The organism is Streptomyces sp. NPDC005266, assembly GCF_040607655.1.
Taxonomy (GTDB): Bacteria; Actinomycetota; Actinomycetes; order Streptomycetales; family Streptomycetaceae; genus Streptomyces.
Genome location: NZ_JBEXHC010000001.1, coordinates 637,087 through 655,527, shown reverse-complemented (window position 1 = coordinate 655,527; position 18,441 = coordinate 637,087). Strand labels below are relative to the sequence as shown.

General features: G+C 70.9%; 17 protein-coding genes and 1 tRNA gene. 7 read left to right on the top strand and 11 right to left on the bottom strand.

Annotated elements, in window-relative coordinates; all coding sequences use genetic code 11:
* The first annotated feature begins 36 nt into the window (after nucleotides 1-36).
* From galT to ABZU99_RS02995, 4 genes are all read left to right on the top strand, one after another.
* Nucleotides 37-1,098: a galactose-1-phosphate uridylyltransferase gene (gene galT / locus ABZU99_RS03010; RefSeq protein WP_356044062.1), complete on the top strand. Its 1,062-nt coding sequence runs from the start codon at nucleotides 37-39 to the stop codon at nucleotides 1,096-1,098.
* The gene (gene galE / locus ABZU99_RS03005) at nucleotides 1,095-2,072 is read left to right on the top strand and encodes a UDP-glucose 4-epimerase GalE (RefSeq protein WP_356044065.1); all 978 of its coding nucleotides are present in this window, start codon (nucleotides 1,095-1,097) and stop codon (nucleotides 2,070-2,072) included. The genes galT and galE overlap by 4 nt, the downstream gene beginning before the upstream one ends.
* Nucleotides 2,069-3,274 carry a galactokinase gene (gene galK / locus ABZU99_RS03000; protein ID WP_356044068.1) on the top strand — a complete coding sequence of 402 codons (1,206 nt, stop codon included), beginning with the start codon at nucleotides 2,069-2,071 and terminating at the stop codon, nucleotides 3,272-3,274. The genes galE and galK overlap by 4 nt, the downstream gene beginning before the upstream one ends.
* A 336-nt stretch (nucleotides 3,275-3,610) precedes the next feature.
* Nucleotides 3,611-4,471: a response regulator transcription factor gene (locus tag ABZU99_RS02995; RefSeq protein ID WP_355943645.1), complete on the top strand. Its 861-nt coding sequence runs from the start codon at nucleotides 3,611-3,613 to the stop codon at nucleotides 4,469-4,471.
* Here ABZU99_RS02995 and ABZU99_RS02990 read toward each other — a convergent pair.
* On the bottom strand, nucleotides 4,430-4,927 hold the full coding sequence (locus ABZU99_RS02990) for a MarR family transcriptional regulator (protein WP_355943643.1): 498 nt from the start codon (nucleotides 4,925-4,927) through the stop codon (nucleotides 4,430-4,432). The two genes, ABZU99_RS02995 and ABZU99_RS02990, sit on opposite strands and share 42 nt — an antisense overlap.
* Nucleotides 4,928-5,031: 104 nt before the next feature.
* Between ABZU99_RS02990 and ABZU99_RS02985 the strand changes: the two genes are divergently transcribed.
* Together ABZU99_RS02985 and ABZU99_RS02980 are read left to right on the top strand one after the other, a co-directional pair.
* A complete protein-coding gene (locus ABZU99_RS02985) occupies nucleotides 5,032-5,856 on the top strand; it encodes a trans-aconitate 2-methyltransferase (RefSeq protein WP_356044071.1) in 825 nt (274 codons plus the stop codon).
* Nucleotides 5,853-6,326 carry a VOC family protein gene (locus tag ABZU99_RS02980; RefSeq protein WP_356044221.1) on the top strand — a complete coding sequence of 158 codons (474 nt, stop codon included), beginning with the start codon at nucleotides 5,853-5,855 and terminating at the stop codon, nucleotides 6,324-6,326. The genes ABZU99_RS02985 and ABZU99_RS02980 overlap by 4 nt, the downstream gene beginning before the upstream one ends.
* On the opposite strand, the gene ABZU99_RS02975 is transcribed toward ABZU99_RS02980, so the two are convergent.
* From ABZU99_RS02975 to ABZU99_RS02965, 3 genes are all read right to left on the bottom strand, one after another.
* A complete protein-coding gene (locus ABZU99_RS02975) occupies nucleotides 6,316-7,449 on the bottom strand; it encodes a Gfo/Idh/MocA family oxidoreductase (RefSeq protein ID WP_356044074.1) in 1,134 nt (377 codons plus the stop codon). The two genes, ABZU99_RS02980 and ABZU99_RS02975, sit on opposite strands and share 11 nt — an antisense overlap.
* A 91-nt stretch (nucleotides 7,450-7,540) precedes the next feature.
* Nucleotides 7,541-8,248, bottom strand: a complete 708-nt coding sequence (locus ABZU99_RS02970; RefSeq protein WP_355943678.1) for a TetR/AcrR family transcriptional regulator — start codon at nucleotides 8,246-8,248, stop codon at nucleotides 7,541-7,543.
* On the bottom strand, nucleotides 8,248-9,228 hold the full coding sequence (locus tag ABZU99_RS02965; RefSeq protein ID WP_355943638.1) for a fatty acid desaturase: 981 nt from the start codon (nucleotides 9,226-9,228) through the stop codon (nucleotides 8,248-8,250). Before ABZU99_RS02965 ends, ABZU99_RS02970 begins: the two co-directional genes overlap by 1 nt.
* Nucleotides 9,229-9,476: 248 nt before the next feature.
* Between ABZU99_RS02965 and ppc the strand changes: the two genes are divergently transcribed.
* Nucleotides 9,477-12,197, top strand: coding sequence for a phosphoenolpyruvate carboxylase (gene ppc, locus ABZU99_RS02960; RefSeq protein ID WP_355943636.1), 2,721 nt, complete (start codon nucleotides 9,477-9,479; stop codon nucleotides 12,195-12,197).
* Between the two features lie 450 nt (nucleotides 12,198-12,647).
* Here ppc and ABZU99_RS02955 read toward each other — a convergent pair whose 3' ends face one another.
* The 7 genes from ABZU99_RS02955 to ABZU99_RS02925 all read right to left on the bottom strand — a co-directional run bounded on the left by ABZU99_RS02955 (nucleotide 12,648) and on the right by ABZU99_RS02925 (nucleotide 18,332).
* A complete protein-coding gene (locus ABZU99_RS02955) occupies nucleotides 12,648-13,166 on the bottom strand; it encodes a hypothetical protein (protein ID WP_356044078.1) in 519 nt (172 codons plus the stop codon).
* 69 nt (nucleotides 13,167-13,235) lie between these two features.
* Nucleotides 13,236-13,826 (bottom strand): aminoacyl-tRNA hydrolase, encoded by a 591-nt coding sequence (gene pth, locus ABZU99_RS02950; RefSeq protein WP_355943632.1) that lies wholly within the window; start codon nucleotides 13,824-13,826, stop codon nucleotides 13,236-13,238.
* A 99-nt stretch (nucleotides 13,827-13,925) separates the two neighbouring features.
* Nucleotides 13,926-14,525, bottom strand: coding sequence for a 50S ribosomal protein L25/general stress protein Ctc (locus ABZU99_RS02945; RefSeq protein WP_355943630.1), 600 nt, complete (start codon nucleotides 14,523-14,525; stop codon nucleotides 13,926-13,928).
* Nucleotides 14,526-14,721: 196 nt separating this feature from the next.
* Nucleotides 14,722-15,699, bottom strand: coding sequence for a ribose-phosphate diphosphokinase (locus tag ABZU99_RS02940; RefSeq protein WP_355943628.1), 978 nt, complete (start codon nucleotides 15,697-15,699; stop codon nucleotides 14,722-14,724).
* A gap of 72 nt (nucleotides 15,700-15,771) precedes the next feature.
* Complete coding sequence (gene glmU, locus ABZU99_RS02935) at nucleotides 15,772-17,229, bottom strand: bifunctional UDP-N-acetylglucosamine diphosphorylase/glucosamine-1-phosphate N-acetyltransferase GlmU (RefSeq protein ID WP_355943626.1); 1,458 nt, start codon at nucleotides 17,227-17,229, stop codon at nucleotides 15,772-15,774.
* 108 nt (nucleotides 17,230-17,337) lie between these two features.
* Nucleotides 17,338-17,409, bottom strand: a tRNA-Gln gene (locus ABZU99_RS02930).
* Between the two features lie 29 nt (nucleotides 17,410-17,438).
* Entirely contained in the window at nucleotides 17,439-18,332 is an 894-nt protein-coding gene (locus ABZU99_RS02925) for a hypothetical protein (RefSeq protein WP_355943624.1), read from the bottom strand.
* Nucleotides 18,333-18,441: the final 109 nt, after the last annotated feature.

The window sequence follows — 18,441 nt, the reverse complement described above, 5'->3', positions numbered from 1 at the left end:
GTGGTTCAGTGGGAAGAGAAGACGGGAGCCGGCGGAGTGAAGAAGACGGCGACGCGGCTCGCGGACGGACGCGAGCTGATCTACTACGACGCGCACGACGACGCGGTGCGCGACGCCGTGGACCCGCGCCCCCTGCCCCCCGTCGCCACCCGCTCGGAGATCCGGCACGACCGTCTGCTCGGCGACCATGTGGCCATCGCCTCCCACCGCCAGGCGCGCACCTACCACCCGCCCGCCGATCAGTGCCCGCTGTGCCCCTCCCGCCCCGGGCGGCCCAGCGAGATCCCCGCCCCCGACTACGACGTCGTCGTCTTCGAGAACCGCTTCCCCTCGCTCGCCGGTGACTCCGGCAGGTGCGAGGTCGTCTGCTTCACCCCCGACCACGACGCCTCCTTCGCCGACCTCACCCCCGAACAGGCCGCCCTGGTGCTCGACGCCTGGACCGACCGCACCGCCGAGCTGGCCCACCTGCCCTCCGTCGAACAGGTCTTCTGCTTCGAGAACCGCGGCAAGGAGATCGGCGTCACGCTCGGCCATCCGCACGGCCAGATCTACGCGTATCCCTTCGTGACCCCGCGCACCGAGCTGATGCTGCGCTCCCTCGCCGAGCACCGCGAGCGCACCGGCCGAAATCTCTTCGACGACGTGGTCGCCGACGAGCTCGCCGACGGGTCGCGGATCGTGCTCGACGGCGAGCACTGGACGGCCTTCGTCCCCTACGCCGCGCACTGGCCGTATGAGGTGCACCTCTACCCCAAGCGGCGGGTCCCGGACCTGACCGCGCTGGACGAGGGGGCGCGCACAGAGTTCCCACAGATCTATCTGGAACTCTTGAGGCGCTTCGACCGGATCTTCGGGGAGGGCGAGCCGCCGACGCCGTACATCGCCGCCTGGCACCAGGCACCCTTCGGCAGGAGACAGCAGACGACCCTCGCGGACCGCGGAGAATTCGCACTGCACCTCGAGCTTTTCACCATCCGCCGCACTTCCGGCAAGCTGAAGTTTCTCGCGGGTTCCGAATCCGGCATGAATGTGTTCATCAACGATGTGCCGCCGGAGGCCGCGGCCGAGCGACTGCGAGAGGTAGCGAGCAAGTGAGCAATGCGCAGCAGAAGAAGTACCTGGTCACCGGCGGTGCCGGCTATGTCGGCAGCGTGGTCGCGGCGCATCTGCTGGAGGCCGGTCACCAGGTGACCGTGCTGGACGACCTGTCCACCGGACACCGGGCGGGGGTGCCAGGCGGCGCGGAGTTCATCGAGGGCCGCATCCAGGACGCCGCCAAGTGGCTCGACCCCTCGTACGACGCGGTGCTGCACTTCGCGGCCTTCTCCCAGGTCGGCGAGTCCGTCATCCACCCCGAGAAGTACTGGGTCAACAACGTGGGCGGCACCACCGAGCTGCTCGCCGCGATGCGGGAGGCAGGGGTGCGCACCCTCGTCTTCTCCTCCACAGCCGCCACCTACGGCGAGCCGGACCAGGTCCCGATCACCGAGACCGCCCCGACCGCTCCCACCAACCCGTACGGCGCCGGCAAGCTCGCCGTCGACCACATGATCAGCGGTGAGTGCGCCGCACACGGCCTGGCCGCGGTCTCGCTGCGGTACTTCAACGTCGCGGGCGCCTACGGGGCCTACGGCGAGCGCCACGACCCCGAGTCGCATCTGATCCCGCTGGTGCTCCAGGTCGCCCAGGGCAAGCGCGAGGCGATCTCCGTCTACGGCGACGACTACCCCACCCCCGACGGCACCTGCGTCCGCGACTACATCCATGTCGCGGACCTGGCCGACGCCCATCTGCTGGCGCTGGGGGCCGCCACCGCCGGCGAGCATCTGATCTGCAACCTCGGCAACGGCAACGGCTTCTCGGTCCGCGAGGTCATCGAGACGGTGCGCCAGGTCACCGGCCACCCCGTCCCGGAGATCGCCGCGCCCCGCCGGGGCGGCGACCCGGCCGTGCTGGTGGCCTCCGCCGAGCGGGCCAAGGAGCGCCTGGGCTGGCGCCCGAGCCGCGCCGACCTGACCGGAATCGTCGCGGACGCATGGGAGTTCGCGCGGCGGAGGGAGAGCGAGTGACGGGCGAGCACGGCCCAGAGCAGGCGGCGGCGGGGTTCCGCGAGGTCTACGGGGCCGAGCCCGCGGGCGTATGGGCGGCGCCCGGCCGGGTCAATCTGATCGGCGAGCACACCGACTACAACGACGGCTTCGTCATGCCGCTCGCCCTGCCGCACACCTGCCTGGCCGCCGCCGCCCCCCGCACGGACGGGGTGCTGCGGCTCCACTCCGCCGGCGCCCACGGCGGGGTCGTCGAGCTGCGCGTGGCGGAGCTGGCCCCGGTCGCCGGGGCGGCCACGGGCGGCGACCGCGGCGGCTGGGCGGCCTATCCGGCGGGCGTGGTGTGGGCGCTGCGCGAGGCGGGGCTGCTGGCCGGCGCCGCGGCGGGCGGGGGGGATCTGCACTACGAGTCCACGGTGCCCACGGGCGCCGGGCTCTCCTCGTCCGCCGCGCTGGAGGTGGCCACGGCCACCGCGCTGAACGAGCTGTACGGACTGGGGCTCGATCCGCAGCGCCTCGCCCGGCTGTGCCAGCGCGCGGAGAACGTCTTCGTGGGCGTCCCCTGCGGGATCATGGACCAGATGGCCTCGGCGTGCTGCACCGAGGGCCATGCGCTCTTCCTCGACACCCGCGACCTCACCCAGCGCCAGGTGCCGTTCGACCTGGCGGCGCGGGGCTTGCGGCTGCTGGTCGTGGACACCCGGGTCAAGCACGCGCTGGGCGACGGCGCCTACGCCGGCCGGCGGGCCGCCTGCGAATCGGCCGCGCGGACGCTTCAGGTGCGGGCGCTGCGCGATGTGCCGATCGAGGAGCTGGACGCGGCGCTCGCCCGGCTCGCCCGGGCGGGTGCGGACGAGACGGTGGTGCGGCGGGTCCGCCATGTGGTGACCGAGGACCACAGGGTCGAGCAGGTCATCGGGCGGCTCGACGCGGGGGACATCCGCTCCATCGGGCCGCTGCTGACCGCCGGGCACGCCTCCTGCCGGGACGACTTCGAGGTCTCGTGCGCCGAGCTCGATCTCGTCGTGGAGTCGGCGAACGAGGCGGGGGCGCTCGGGGCGCGGATGACCGGGGGCGGCTTCGGCGGCTCGGCGATCGTCCTGGTCGCCGAGGCGGACGCGGAGGCGGTGTCCAAGGCGGTGACCGAGGCATTCGGCGGGGCCGGGCACCGGGCGCCGCGGATTTTCCCGGCTGTGCCGAGTGCGGGGGCACGACGGCTGTAGCGCCCGGCGGTGCGGATCGTTCCTCGATCAACTTCCGCTGCTCCGGGGACACTTACGCCCCAAGAGTGAACACAAAACACACCGTGAACAAGCGGATACAGTCAGTTTCGCCAATTCACTTCGGATATGGGACCCCGGCCTTACTCTGAGTACAGCGTCGGTGGGGGCCGACGCCTATCAGGGGGCGAGACAGTCAGGTACGACGCCCGGGGCGGGGTAGCGATCAAAGCGCGGCGGCGGCCGTGCGGATCGCGGTGACCTCTCGCCGGGCGCCGTACTTGCACTGCTTCTCGGTGTATCCGGGGTTCATCCGGCGACGTGGGGGGTGTGGTGTCCGTGGCACGTATTCGGGTTCTCGTGGTTGACGACCATCGTATTTTCGCCGAGTCACTGGCCGCCGCCCTCGCGGCGGAGCAGGACGTGGACGTGGCGGCGGCCGGCAGCGGCCCGGCGGCGCTGCGATGTCTGGAGCGCGGAGCGGCCGAGGGGCGCCGCTTCGATGTGCTCCTGGTCGACGCCGATCTGGGCACGGGGGCCACCGACGCCGTGGCCCCACCGCCGCTGCGGGTACCGGCCGAGGCGGCCTACGGCGGGCCGCGCGGCGGGCCGCCCGGCGGGGCTCCGGCCGCGCCACCCGGCGCGGGGCCGGCCACCCCGCCCGGCCGCGTGAACGGCAGGGCGGCGGACGGCATATCGCTGGTCGGCGGCGTCCGCACCGCACAGCCGGGCGTGCGCACCGTGGTGCTGGCCGAGCGCGACGATCCACGCCGCGCGGCGGCGGCGCTGCAGGCCGGGGCGTGTGGCTGGGTCGCCAAGGACTGCTCGCTGGTCCGGCTGCTCGCGGTCATCCGGGGCGTGCTCCGCGATGAGACCCATCTGCCACCCGCCCTGCTCACCGACGTTCTGCGGGAGTTGACGGCCGCCCGTAAGCACCGCACGGAGAGCGAGCGGCTGGTCGAGTCCCTGACGCCGCGTGAGCGGGAGGTACTGCGCTGCATGGTGGCCGGGCTCGGCCGCAAGGCGGTCGCCGAGCGGCTCTTCCTCTCCCCGCACACCGTGCGCACCCATATGCAGAATGTGCTGGGCAAGCTGGGGGTTCACTCCACGCTGGCGGCCGTGGCCCTGGCCCGGCGGGCCGGGGTCGGCCCGGTCGACCTAGCCGGGGAGATTGTCGAACGGGGCGGTCAGCTGGCGTAGCAGCGCCGCCAGTTCGGCCCGCTGGGCCTGGGACAGCTCGGCGAGCAGGGCGCGCTCCTGGCCCAGCAGCTCGGAGAGCGCCTGGTCGGCGCGGTCACGCCCCTCGGCGGTCAGCCGCACCAGCACCCCGCGCCGGTCGCTGGGGTCGGGCAACCGCTCCACCAGGCCCTTCTTGGCCAGCCGGTCGATGCGGTTGGTCATGGTGCCCGAGGTGACCAGGGTCTGGGTCAGCAGCTGCCCGGGGGAGAGCTGATACGGGGTCCCGGCACGGCGCAGCGAGGTCAGGACGTCGAACTCCCACGGCTCCAGGTTGTGCTCGGCGAAGGCGATCCGCCGCGCCCGGTCGAGATGCCGGGCCAGCCGGCTGACCCGGCTGAGCACTTCCAGCGGTTCCACGTCCAGGTCGGGGCGTTCCCGCCGCCATGCCGCGACCAGCCGATCGACCTCGTCCTCCATGGCGAACAGTCTAGTAGGTCTGTCGACATGAAGTCTCTTGACATCAAGAGACATTCTGGAGCACCGTAAGTGCGCCATCGACCGTACCCGCAGGGGGACCGACCATGACCACCTCACCCCACTGGGATCCGCACCAGTATCTGCGCCACACCCAGCACCGGACCCGCCCCTTCCGCGATCTCCTGGCCCAGATCCCCGAACCCCCGGCCACCCCCGACCGGCCCCCGCGGATCGCCGACCTCGGCTGCGGCCCCGGCAATGTCACCGTCCTGCTCTTCGACCGCTGGCCCGGCGCCCATGTCACCGGCCTCGACAACTCAGCCGAGATGCTCGCCGAGGCCCACCCCCTCGCCGGCCCCACCGCCGGCGGCGGCCGCCTCCACTTCCGCTGTGCCGACGTTCTGCGCTGGGCCCCCGAGGAGCCGTACGACCTGATCGTCTCCAACGCCGCCCTGCAGTGGGTGCCCGGCCACGCCGACGCCTTCACCACCTGGCTCGCCGCCCTCCGCCCCGGCGGCACCCTCGCCTTCCAGGTCCCCGGCAACTTCACCTCCCCCAGCCACACCCTCCTCCGTGACCTGTGCGCCTCCCCCCGCTGGCACGCCCGGCTGGCCGACCGCCTCCGCGACCCCGCCTCCGTCCTGGAGCCGATCGCCTACCTGGACCGGCTCACCGCCCTCGGCTGCGAGGTCGACGCCTGGGAAACCACCTACCTCCAGATCCTCACCGGCCCCGACCCGGTCCTCGACTGGGTCAAGGGCACCGCCCTGCGTCCCGTCCTCACCGCCCTCGCCGACGACCCGGCGGCCCGCGAGGAGTTCCTGGCCGAGTACGCCGCCCTGCTCCGCGAGGCCTACCCGTCCGGCTCCTACGGCACGGCCTTCCCGTTCCGCCGCATCTTCGTCGTCGCCCGGAAGGGGGAGCGCTGATCACAGCACTCGACCATGTCCAGCTCGCCGCACCACCCGGCACCGAACCCGCGCTGCGCGCCTACTACGGCGAGGCGCTCGGCATGACCGAGATCCCCAAACCGGCCTCCCTGGCCGCCAACGGCGGCCTGTGGTTCCGAAGCGGCCCCGTCCAGCTCCACCTCGGCATCGAGAAGGGCTTCCGCCCCTCCGCCAAGGCCCACCCCGGTATCCGGGTCACCGCCATCGACGCCTTCGCCACCCGCCTGGCCGAACACGGCGCCCGGGTCATCTGGGACGAGCAGCTGCCGGGCCATCGCCGCTTCTACTCCGAGGACCCGGCCGGCAACCGGCTGGAATTCCTGACATCACCCGACCCCCACAAGGCCGTCCACACCGACGAGCACCGCGTGCCCTACGGCACCGAGGCGATCATCCCCGACGGCCCGGCCAAGGGCTTCGTCATCGGCGAGGTGATGGTCAGGCGCTGACGGCCAGCCGGTCGCCGGTGCGGGCCGATTCCTGGATGCGGTCCAGGAAGCGGTGGTGGCGGGCCGCGTGGGCGAAGCCGGGGGTCTGACGGGTGCCCTGGGTGAGGTCGTCGAGCAGCTGCGCGTAGGCGTACGCCACGTTGTACGCGGGCTCGGTCGAGCGGCCGGCCAGCTGGGGGAGGGTCTCGTACGCGGCGGGGACGGGGAGCTCGGTCAGGCCGGTGTCCTGGCCGCGGCCGCCGTGGAGGGTGATCCGGCCCATCCACAGGGCGCGGGACTCGGCCTTGACCACCAGATCGCCCTCGGTGCCGTTGATCTCCCAGTGGAAGTCGGTGGCGCGGGAAGTGCCGCCCCGGAAGTGGAGGGCGGCGACGGCGCCGGACTCCAGCGTCCCGGTGACCGCGATCTGATCCTCGGCGGTCTTGGGCAGGGTCTGCCCGGTCGTGGCGTGCCTGACCTCCGTGCGGACTGTCGCCGTCGTCGCGGAGAACTCGGCGAACTCACCGAGCACCATGGCCACCGCGTCGGCGGTGTGGCCGAACGGGATGGACAGCAGCGTCGCGCCATTGGCCCGGTCCAGCAGGTAGTCGCTGCCCTCGTCGAACGTCGGGCCCCAGTGCCGCCCCGAGCCCACCACCGTGGTGGACAGCACCCGCCCCACATAGCCGTCGGCGATCAGATCGCGCAGATAGCGCAGCGGCGGGGCGGAGCGGGCCTGGAGGCCGACCGCGGTGCGGACGCCCCTGGCCTCGGCGAGCGCCGCCAGCTCCTCGGCCTGCGCCAGACCGTTGCCCAGTGGCCACTCGCTGAGCACCGCCTTCCCCGCCTCCAGAGCCGGGACGATCAGCTCGCGGTGGTGCGGCACCTTCACCGTGACCACCACCAGGTCGACCTCCTCGGACCGGGCGAGTTCCCCGGCGCTGCCGAAGGTCAGCGGCACGTCGTGTGCCGCGCCCGCCGCGCGGGCGGACTCCTCGCTGCTCGCGCTGAGCGCCCGCAGCTCGTATCCGTCCAGCGCCGCCAGCGCGGGCACATGCGCGGTGGCCGCCCAGCCGCCCCGCGCGCTCAGGCCGACGATGCCGACGCGGACGGGGGTGTGGGGACCGGAAGCTGATGAGGGCATGACAGAGCTCCTTCACAAGGGCACATGAGCGCGATGGGCCTGCGCGGAGACTCAATCTAGCCCAGCGTTCGATGAAAGGCGAACACTCGGCTCAGTTCTTTCGATGGCCGATCAGCCGCGGCTTCTGCGCCAGACCGTCCAGACCGTGCCAGGCCAGATTCACCAGATGGGCCGCCACCTCGGCCTTCTTCGGCTTACGGACGTCCAGCCACCACTGGCCGGTCAGGGCGACCATGCCGACCAGGGCCTGGGCATAGAGCGGGGCGAGCTTGGCGTCGAAGCCGCGGGCCTTGAACTCCAGCCCCAGGATGTCCTCCACCTGGGTGGCGATATCGCTGATCAGCGAGGCGAAGGTGCCCGTCGACTGGGCGACGGGGGAGTCCCGGACGAGGATGCGGAAGCCGTCCGTGTACTCCTCGATGTAGTCCAGCAGAGCGAAGGTGGCCTGCTCGCACAGCTCCCGCGGATGGCCGGCGGTCAGGGAGGTGGTCACCATGTCCAGCATCCGCCGCATCTCCCGGTCCACCACGACCGCGTACAGCCCCTCCTTGCCGCCGAAGTGCTCGTACACCACCGGCTTGGAGACCCCGGCCTTCGCCGCTATCTCCTCCACCGAGGTGCCCTCGAAGCCGCGCTCGGCGAAGAGCGTGCGACCGATGTCCAGCAGCTGCTCCCGGCGCTCCTTGCCGGTCATCCGGACCCGGCGGGGACGGCGCTTGCCGGCTCCGGAGGGTCGGACGGCCCTGACGGGCCGGTCCTCGTCGCCGCTGGTATTACTATCGGTCTCCACGTCCTCCATCATGCCGCTTTCGCGGACTTCTCCTGACGGCGGGCGTCGATCCGGGCCTCGTTGGGCCACCGGACGTCGTACGCCCAGCCCGCCTTCTCGAACCAGCGGATGATCCGGGCACTGGAGTCCAGCTGGCCCTTCATCACCCCGTGGCGCGCACAGGTCGGGTCCGCATGGTGCAGGTTGTGCCAGGACTCGCCGCACGAGAGGACCGCCAGCCACCACACGTTGCCGGACCGGTCACGCGACTTGAACGGACGCTTGCCGACCGCGTGGCAGATCGAGTTGATCGACCAGGTCACATGGTGCAACAACGCCACCCGGACGAGGGACCCCCAGAAGAAGGCGGTCAGTGCGCCCTGCCAGGACCAGGTGACGAGCCCGCCGATCACCGCCGGCAGCATCAGTGAGACAACCGTCCACACCACGAACTGCCGGCTGATCCCACGGATCGCGTCGTCCTTGATCAGATCTGGTGCGTACTTGTGCTGCGACGTCTGCTCCTCGTCGAACATCCACCCGATATGGGCCCACCACAACCCCTTCATCAGGGCCGGAATCGTCTCCCCGTACCGCCACGGAGAGTGCGGATCGCCCTCCGCGTCGGAAAACTTGTGATGCTTGCGGTGATCGGCGACCCACCGCACCAGCGGCCCCTCCACCGCCAGCGACCCGGCGATCGCCAGCGCGATCCGCAGCGGCCGCTTGGCCTTGAACGAGCCATGGGTGAAGTAGCGGTGGTAACCGATCGTGATGCCATGGCAGCCGATGTAGTACATGGCCACCATCAGCGCCAGATCCAGCCAGCTCACACCCCAGCCCCAGGCCAGGGGAACGGCCGCGACCAGCGCGACAAACGGGACGGTGATGAACAGGAGAAGGGTGATCTGTTCGATGGAGCGCTTGCTGTCCCCGCCGAGCGTGGCGGAGGGAAGCGGGGTCTCCTGGGCCTGCGGCGTGTCGTGGACCACGTCGGGGCTTGCAGTCATGGGGATCCCTCGTGGGGCTCGGGGGCTGGGCTACGGATCCGTAACCTACGGCGTCGTAAGTATGGCAGGACGGGGAAGGCGGGCAACAGGGCTCTGGTCTCCCCCAGGGTCGCGCCGCCTATCCTGGGTGGCGTCGGACAGCGCGGTCCGCACATGGCCGAAAGCACCGGGTACGGGGCCCGCGGCGCACGCCGCGCACGCGCTCCGCCCCCGCTTCGAACCCCGTTCACTGCAAGGAGCCCGCACCTGTGAGCAGTGCCGACAACACCAACGCCGCCCTGCGCGCCGACATCCGCCGTCTGGGCGACCTCCTCGGCGAAACCCTCGTCCGGCAGGAGGGGCCCGACCTGCTCGACCTCGTCGAGCGCGTCCGGGCCCTCACCCGCAGTGACGGAGAAGCCACCGCCGACCTGCTCGGCTCCACCGATGTACAGACCGCGGCCAAGCTGGTACGCGCGTTCTCCACGTACTTCCATCTGGCGAACGTCACCGAACAGGTGCACCGCGGCCGAGAGCTGCGTGCCCGCCGCGCCGCCGAAGGCGGCATCCTCGCCCGCACCGCCGACCAGCTCAAGGACGCCGACGCCGACCACCTGCGGCAGACCGTCGAGCACCTCAACGTCCGCCCCGTCTTCACCGCCCACCCCACCGAGGCCGCCCGCCGCACCGTCCTCAACAAGCTGCGCCGCATCGCCGAACTGCTCGACACCCTCGCCGTCGGCGGCGACGCCCGCCGCGCCGACCTGCGGCTCGCCGAAAACATCGACCTCCTCTGGCAGACCGACGAGCTGCGCGTCGCCCGCCCCGAGCCCGCCGACGAAGCCCGCAACGCCATCTACTACCTCGACGAGCTGCACGCCCACGCCGTCGGCGACGTCCTCGAAGACCTCACTGCCGAGCTCGAGCGCGTCGGCGTCGAGCTGCCCGCCACCACCCGCCCCCTCACCTTTGGCACCTGGATCGGCGGCGACCGCGACGGCAACCCCAACGTCACCCCCGAGGTCACCCGCGAAGTGCTGATCCTCCAGCACGAGCACGGCATCAACGACGCGCTCAAGATCATCGACGATCTGCGCGCCGCCCTCTCCAGCTCCATCCGCAACTCCGACGCCTCGGAGGAACTCCTCGCCTCCCTCCAGCGCGACCTGGAGGCGCTGCCGGAGATCAGCCCCCGCTACAAGCGGCTCAACGCCGAAGAGCCCTACCGGCTCAAGGCCACCTGCATGCGGCAGAAGCTCGTCAACACCCGCGAACGGCTCGCGGGCGACACCTCCCACCAGCCCGGCCGCGACTACCTCGGCACCACCGAGATGCTCGCCGACCTCCACCTCATCCAGGACTCGCTGCGCGCCCACCGCGGCCAGCTGATCGCCGGCGGCCGGCTCGAGCGCGCCATCCGCACGCTCGCCGCCTTCGGCCTCCAGCTCGCCACGATGGACGTCCGCGAACACGCCGACGCCCACCACCACGCCCTCGGCCAGCTCTTCGACCGGCTCGGCGAGGAATCCTGGCGGTACGCCGACATGCCGCGCGACTACCGCCGCAAGCTCCTCGCCAAGGAACTGCGCTCACGCCGCCCGCTCGCCCCCTCCCCGGCACCCCTCGACGCCGCCGGCGCCAAGACCCTCGGCGTCTTCCAGGCCATCCGCGAATCCTTCGAGCGCTTCGGCCCCGAGATCGTCGAGTCCTACATCATCTCCATGTGCGCCGGTTCCGACGACGTCTTCGCCGCCGCCGTCCTCGCCCGCGAGGCCGGACTCATCGACCTCCACGCCGGCTGGGCCAAGATCGGCATCGTCCCGCTGCTGGAGACCACCGAAGAGCTCAAGATCGCCGACCAGCTGCTCGACGAGATGCTCTCCGACCCCTCCTACCGGCGCCTCGTCGCCCTGCGCGGCGATGTCCAGGAGGTCATGCTCGGCTACTCCGACTCCTCCAAGTTCGGCGGCATCACCACCTCCCAGTGGGAAATCCACCGCGCCCAGCGGCTGCTGCGCGACGTCGCCCACCGGCACGGCGTACGGCTGCGCCTCTTCCACGGCCGCGGCGGCACCGTCGGCCGCGGCGGCGGCCCCACCCACGACGCGATCCTCGCCCAGCCCTGGGGCACCCTCGAAGGCGAGATCAAGGTCACCGAACAGGGCGAGGTCATCTCCGACAAGTACCTCGTGCCGTCGCTGGCCCGGGAAAACCTGGAACTGACCGTCGCGGCGACCCTCCAGGCGTCCGCCCTGCACACCGCCCCGCGCCAGTCGGACGAAGCCCTCGCCCGCTGGGACGCGGCGATGGACAGGGTCTCCGACGCGGCCCACAGCGCCTACCGGGCGCTCGTGGAGGACCCCGACCTGCCCGCCTACTTCTTCGCCTCCACACCCGTCGACCAGCTCGCCGAACTCCACCTCGGCTCCCGGCCCTCGCGGCGCCCCGACTCCGGCGCCGGCCTCGACGGACTGCGGGCCATCCCGTGGGTCTTCGGCTGGACCCAGTCCCGGCAGATCGTCCCCGGCTGGTTCGGCGTCGGCTCCGGCCTCAAGGCCGCCCGTGAAGCCGGGCTCGACGGCGTCCTGGAGGAGATGCACCAGCACTGGCACTTCTTCCGCAACTTCCTGTCCAACGTCGAGATGACCCTCGCCAAGACAGACCTGCGGATCGCCCGGCACTACGTCGACACCCTCGTGCCGGACGAGCTGAAGCACGTCTTCGACGTCATCCAGGCCGAGCACGAGCTGACCGTACGGGAAGTGCTGCGCATCACGGGCGAGACCGAACTCCTCGACTCCAACCCCGTGCTGAAGCAGACCTTCCACGTCCGGGACGCCTACCTCGACCCCATCTCCTACCTTCAGGTGAGCCTGCTGCACCGCCAGCGCACCGCCCGCGAACGCGGCGAAGAGCCCGACCCGCTGCTCGCGCGCGCCCTGCTGCTCACCGTCAACGGAGTCGCGGCCGGCCTGCGCAACACCGGCTGACCCGGCGCGACAGCGGGCGGGCCCGCTCCTACCGGAGCGGGCCCGCCCGCTGTGTGGGTTTCTGTTGGTCCGCCCCCGGGCCCTCGGGCCCCTGGACCCCCGGGCCTCCGGGCCTCCGGGCCCCTCGGGCCTCCGGGCCCCTGGACCCCCGGGCTCTCGGGCCTCCGGGCCCCTGGACCCTCGGGCCTCCGGGCCTCCGGGCCCCTGGACCCTCGGGCCTCCGGGCCTCCGGGCCCCTGGACTCCCGGGCCCTCGGGCCTCCGGGCCTCTGGCCCCTGGACTCCCGGGCCTCCGGGCCTCCGGGCCCCCGGGCGGCAGCAGGCTCCGCCGCTGCCGATGCCGCCTACGGCGAGCCGGGTGGGCCGGTCCGGCCGCGCCACCGCTCCGCGGCCGCCTGCGGCGGGAAGCGCGGACGACAGGTGAGCCAAGACGCAGGGGGCGCCGCGCCGTTCACACCGTCAGCGTCGCGAAAGAGGCGCCCATGAGGGCCGTGCCCAGGAGGCTCAGGGCCCAGGCCGTGCGGCGCATGCCGAGGCCGCCGGCGATGACCAGCGCGCTCAGCAGCAGCGAGCCGGCGAACGGCGCCCAGGCGTGGAGGACGCCCGCCGCGCCCGTGCGGACGGCCTCGTCCGTGCCGGGTTTGACGACCACCGGCACCCGGTCGCCCACCCCGTCGGTGACGGCCTCGTCGATCCGTACCCGGCCGTGGGAGTCGCCGCCGGGCCGGGCGGCGGTGAAGGAGCCGGTGCACCAGTCGTCGCCGCAGTCGGCCATCGTGACCGTGCCGCGCTCAAGCCCCTTGGTGAGCATCGCCGGCTTCGCGTCGGCCCAGGAGGACCACATCCCGGCGACCAGAATGAGCAGCGCCACAAGCGCCATCGCCACGTTCTTGGCAAGCAACAGAAGCCCGTACGCGCTCTCGCCCGCCCGCCGCGTACGGCTGCGCTTGGTCATGCCGGTGGAAGCCATGGCGGCGATCCTGGCCATCCCCGGGCCCCCGGTCAACCTCCGGCCGAACAAACGGACGAAGGCCGCCTTTCAGGAGTTGTACGTCCCCTGGGCGCGCTCGAGCCCGTCGATGATCAGCGTCTCGACGGCGTCCGCGGCGCGGTCCACGAAGTAGTCCAACTCCTTGCGCTCCGAAGCGGAAAAGTCCTTCAGCACAAACGCCGCGACATCCATCCGCCCGGGCGGACGGCCGATCCCGAACCGCACCCGGAAGTAGTCCGCGCCCAGCGATTTGGTGATCGACTTCAGGCCGTTGTGGCCATTGTCACCACCGCCGAGCTTCAGCCGCAGCGTGCCGTAGTCGATGTCCAATTCGTCGTGGATCGCCACGATGTGACCGACCGGCACCTTGTAGAAGTCACGCAGCGCCGTGGCCGGACCGCCCGAGAGGTTCATGAAGGACATCGGCTTGGCCACGACGACCCGGCGGCTCGACGGACCGGGCGGGCCGATACGCCCCTCGACGACCTGGGCGCGGGCCTTGTGCGCCTTGAAACGGGCACCCATGCGCTCCGCCAGCAGATCGGCCACCATGAAGCCGACGTTGTGGCGGTTGGCGGCGTACTCGGCTCCGGGATTGCCCAGGCCCACGACGAGCCAGGGGCTCGCGTCGTCCGTCATCTGCGTGTCTCCTTGAGGACGGCCGCCGCCCCACCGCCTGGCCGGAAACGGCGACAGGGGCGGGACGGCGGCCGGAAAAGAGGAAAGGCGAGCGGAAGCTTACGCCTCGGCGCCCTCGGCCTCGCCCTCGGCGGCCTCCTCGGCCGGAGCCTCGGCCTGCGCCGCGACGACCTGGAGCACGACCGCGTCCTCCTCGACGGCCAGGCTGGTGCCGGCCGGGAGGGTGATGTCCTTGGCCAGGATGGAGTGACCGGCGTCCAGACCCTCGATCGAGACGGTGACCGACTCGGGGATGTGGGTCGCCTCGGCCTCGACGGGCAGCGCGTTCAGCGTGTGCTCGAGCAGGTTGCCGCCGGGGGCCAGCTCGCCCTCGGTCTGGACCGGCACCTCGACGGTGACCTTCTCACCCTTCTTCACCAGCAGCAGGTCGATGTGCTCGATGACACCGATCTTGATGGGGTGGCGCTGCACGGCCTTGGGGATGACCAGCTGGTCCTTGCCGCCCTCGACGTCCAGACGGATCAGCACGTTCGGGGCCTTCAGGGCCATCAGCAGGTCGTGGCCCGGGAGGGTGACGTGCAGCGGGTCGACGCCGTGACCGTAGATGACACCGGGGACGCGGCCCGCGGCACGGGTGCGACGGGCGGCACCCTTGCCGAACTCGGTGCGGGGCTGTGCGGGGATCTTGACCTCGGCCATGGGGCACTCCTCGTAGATCGTGTGGGGTGTGTGAACGTCACCCGGCCCACGACAGGCCTGCTACGAAGAGCGCGTCGATAACGGACAGCCGTGTCAGACACAGCCTCCCTCGCCGAGCAACCCCACGAGTCTACCAATGGCTGAGGCCACCCCTCGACGGAGTGGCCTCAGCTGCGGCTGCGGGAGCCTACGCCCCTCAGGCCTGCTCTTCGAAGAGGCTGGTCACGGAGCCGTCCTCGAAGACCTCCTGGACGGCGCGGGCGATGGTGGGCGCCATCGACAGCACGGTGACCTTGTCCAGCTCGATCTCGCCCGGGGTCGGCAGGGTGTTGGTGAACACGAACTCGCTGACCTTCGAGTTCTTCAGCCGGTCGCCGGCCGGACCGGACAGCACACCGTGCGTGGCGGTCACGATCACATCCTCCGCACCGTTCGCGAACAGCGCGTCCGCCGCGGCGCAGATCGTGCCACCGGTGTCGATCATGTCGTCGACCAGCACACAGACCCGGCCCCGGACATCGCCGACGACCTCGTGGACGGTGACCCGGTTGGCCACATCCGGGTCGCGCCGCTTGTGCACGATGGCCAGCGGCGCGCCGAGCCGGTCGCACCAGCGGTCGGCGACCCGCACCCGGCCCGCGTCCGGCGAGACCACGGTGAGCTTGGAACGGTCCACCTTGGCGCCCACGTAGTCCGCGAGGATCGGCAGCGCGAAGAGGTGGTCCACCGGACCGTCGAAGAAGCCCTGGATCTGGTCGGTGTGCAGATCCACCGTGAGGATGCGGTCGGCGCCCGCGGTCTTCAGCAGATCGGCGATCAGCCGGGCCGAGATCGGCTCGCGGCCGCGGTGCTTCTTGTCCTGGCGGGCGTAGCCGTAGAAGGGCACGATCACCGTGATGGAGCGCGCGGAGGCCCGCTTCAGCGCATCGAGCATGATGAGCTGCTCCATGATCCACTTATTGATCGGAGCCGTGTGGCTCTGGATCAGAAAGCAGTCGGCGCCGCGTGCGGACTCCTGGAAGCGGACGTAGATCTCGCCGTTGGCGAAGTCGAAAGCCTTGGTCGGGACCAAGCTGACGCCCAACTCGTGGGCGACCTCCTCGGCCAGCTCGGGGTGGGCGCGGCCGGAGAAGAGCATCAATTTCTTCTCGCCGGTCGTCTTGATCCCGGTCACAGCAAGTCTCCTTGGATGTCACTTTGGTGCGCTTATCACGTTACGCCCCCGCACGGCGTACCCGTGCACGTGTCACTGCCGGCCCTCGCCCTCCCGACGAGCGGCCTCGGCGGCCCGCGCCGCGGCGCTTCCGGGGCGCTTGCGGTCCACCCAACCCTCGATATTCCGCTGCTGTCCGCGGGCGACGGCGAGGGAGCCGGGGGGAACATCCTTGGTGATGACCGAGCCCGCGGCGGTGTAGGCGCCGTCCCCGATCGTGACAGGAGCCACAAGCATGTTGTCCGCTCCGGTCCGGCAATGGCTGCCGATGGTGGTGTGGTGCTTGTTCACGCCGTCGTAGTTCACAAAGACGCTCGCGGCGCCGATGTTCGTGTACTCGCCGATCGTCGCGTCGCCCACATAGGACAGATGCGGCACCTTGGTGCCCTCGCCGATCGAGGCGTTCTTCATCTCCACATACGTCCCGGCCTTGGCCTTCGCGCCGAGCCGGGTACCGGGGCGCAGATACGCGTACGGCCCGACGCTCGCGCCCGCGCCGATCCGCGCACCCTCGGCGACGGTGAAGCTCGCGACCGCCCCCTCGCCGACCGTGGTGTCGGTCAGCCGGGAGTTCGGGCCGACCTCGGCGTGCGCGGCCAGATGCGTGGCGCCCAGCAGCTGGGTGCCGGGGTGCACCACGCTGTCCGGCTCGAAGGTGGCCGTCACATCGATCCAGGTGGTGGCCGGGTCGACGACGGTCACCCCGCTGAGCATGGCGCGCTCCAGCAGCCGGTCGTTGAGCAGCCGGCCGGCCTCGGAGAGCTGCACGCGGTTGTTGATGCCGACGATCTCCCGGTGGTCGGCCGCGATGGACGCACCGACACGGTGACCGGCCTCGCGCAGAATGCCGAGCACATCGGTGAGATACTCCTCACCCTGGCTGTTGTCGGTCCGCACCTTGCCGAGCGCGTCGGTCAGCAGCTGCGCGTCGAAGGCGAAGACCCCGGAGTTGATCTCCCGGATCCCCCGCTGGGCGTCGGTGGCGTCCTTGTGCTCGACGATCGCGGTGACGGCACCGGTCGCCGCGTCCCGCACGATCCGGCCGTAACCGGTCGCGTCGGGCACCTCGGCGGTCAGCACGGTCACGGCATTGCCGTCGGCGTCGTGGGCGGCGGCCAGCTGCCGCAGCGTCTCGCCGGTCAGCAGCGGCGTATCACCGCAGACGACGATCACGGTGCCGTCGAGGGCGACGCCGCTGTCGGAGAGCTCTTCCAGGCCCATCCGGACGGCGTGCCCGGTGCCGTTCTGCTCGTGCTGGACGGCGGTGCGGACCTCGGCGTCGATCTCGGCCAGATGCGCGGAGACCTGTTCCCGGGCATGGCCGACGACGACCACGAGATGCTCGGGTGAGAGCTCGCGGGAGGCGGCGACGACATGCCCGACGAGGGAACGGCCGCAGATGGCGTGCAGAACCTTGGGGGTCGCCGACTTCATGCGGGTGCCCTCACCCGCTGCGAGGACGACGACGGCTGCCGGGCGGTTGGCGCTCACGGGTGTGCCCTTCGGCTTTCGGGGGTGGACACCCGAAGGATACCGAGAGGTTTCCGGGCGGACTGGGTCGAGGGTCCTGAGCTGGACGGTCAGGACCCGAACTTAAAGCTCCCCTGCCAGGACTCGAACCTGGAACAAAGCATTCAAAGTGCCACGTGTTGCCCATTACACCACAGGGGATGGTAAATACCGCCAAATCGGACAACCCTCTAGATCGTCGACCTGGCCCCCACCACTATGCCGTACCACCAGCCTTCGATGCGACGGTATAGGTCGGCCCCTTTGAGGACGCGCACCACGAGACATCCGTGGTATTCCTCGCCGACGTTCTTCCGGACGGTCTTCGGGTTGTGCTTCTTCAGCGTCGTCTTCTCCAGGGTGGTGACGTCCACGCCGACCTTGTCCGACCAGTAGTGCTCCGCTTCGGCCACCTCGGCGGATTCATGGATCATCACGCGGTAACGGATGCGCGCCGGTTCGACCCCGAGCAGGCTGAGCCATGCCAGGTAGAGCTGGATCATGTCGGGGTCACTGTTGATGAAGACGACCGTTTCGCTGCGGCGGTGGGGCTTGCTCTTCGTCCCTTCGGACCAGTAGAGCCCCACCCCCACCAGAAACAACTCGCGATCGGTCAGCGAGCCGATCTCCCGCGCTGCCATGACCTTCGTCCGCTGCCGCTCCACCTCCCGCCGCCGCAGCGTCGCCTCCCACCCCCGCTTGGCGATCGCCGACGCCTCCTCCCGTGTGCGCGGTGGCCACTCGGGCTTCGGCAGGTCGCGAACCCATAGCGAGATCGAGCTCTTCGAGCAGCCCAGCTCCAGCTGGATCTTGTCGTACGTCATGCCCTGAAGCCGCATCTCGCGGGCCCTCGATCGGAGGTCGTCCTTCGCGTTGGGCCGCTTCGTCCAGTCGGGTGGCGGCTCGCCCTCCAGCAGGCGGTTCAGGATGTCGTTGTTGCTGACCTTCAGTCGGTCGCGGATCTGTCTCCGGCTCAGCCCCTCCCTGCGTAACGCGATCGCCCGGTCCCTCAGCTCCTCGAACGTGGCCGACCCGTCCCGCAGGCCGCCCACGCTGTCGCCGTCGCGGCGTCGTGGCTCGCTCATGACCACAGCGTTGTTCGGTATGCGGACGCATGTGTCGAAAGTGTGAGTGATTCAGTCGTTCGAGGGAAAGGCGTGACATTACCCTCCGTTCGAGTCCCTTCTGTGCCGC

Coding starts and splice junctions, on each gene's coding strand:
- ABZU99_RS02990 (WP_355943643.1), bottom strand. CDS start 4,927: ATGGAGGACGAGGTCGATCGGCTGGTCGCGGCATGGCGGCGGGAACGC.
- ABZU99_RS02985 (WP_356044071.1), top strand. CDS start 5,032: ATGACCACCTCACCCCACTGGGATCCGCACCAGTATCTGCGCCACACC.
- ABZU99_RS02975 (WP_356044074.1), bottom strand. CDS start 7,449: ATGCCCTCATCAGCTTCCGGTCCCCACACCCCCGTCCGCGTCGGCATC.
- ABZU99_RS02970 (WP_355943678.1), bottom strand. CDS start 8,248: ATGGAGGACGTGGAGACCGATAGTAATACCAGCGGCGACGAGGACCGG.
- ABZU99_RS02965 (WP_355943638.1), bottom strand. CDS start 9,228: ATGACTGCAAGCCCCGACGTGGTCCACGACACGCCGCAGGCCCAGGAG.
- ABZU99_RS02955 (WP_356044078.1), bottom strand. CDS start 13,166: ATGGCTTCCACCGGCATGACCAAGCGCAGCCGTACGCGGCGGGCGGGC.
- pth (WP_355943632.1), bottom strand. CDS start 13,826: ATGACGGACGACGCGAGCCCCTGGCTCGTCGTGGGCCTGGGCAATCCC.
- ABZU99_RS02945 (WP_355943630.1), bottom strand. CDS start 14,525: ATGGCCGAGGTCAAGATCCCCGCACAGCCCCGCACCGAGTTCGGCAAG.
- ABZU99_RS02925 (WP_355943624.1), bottom strand. CDS start 18,332: ATGAGCGAGCCACGACGCCGCGACGGCGACAGCGTGGGCGGCCTGCGG.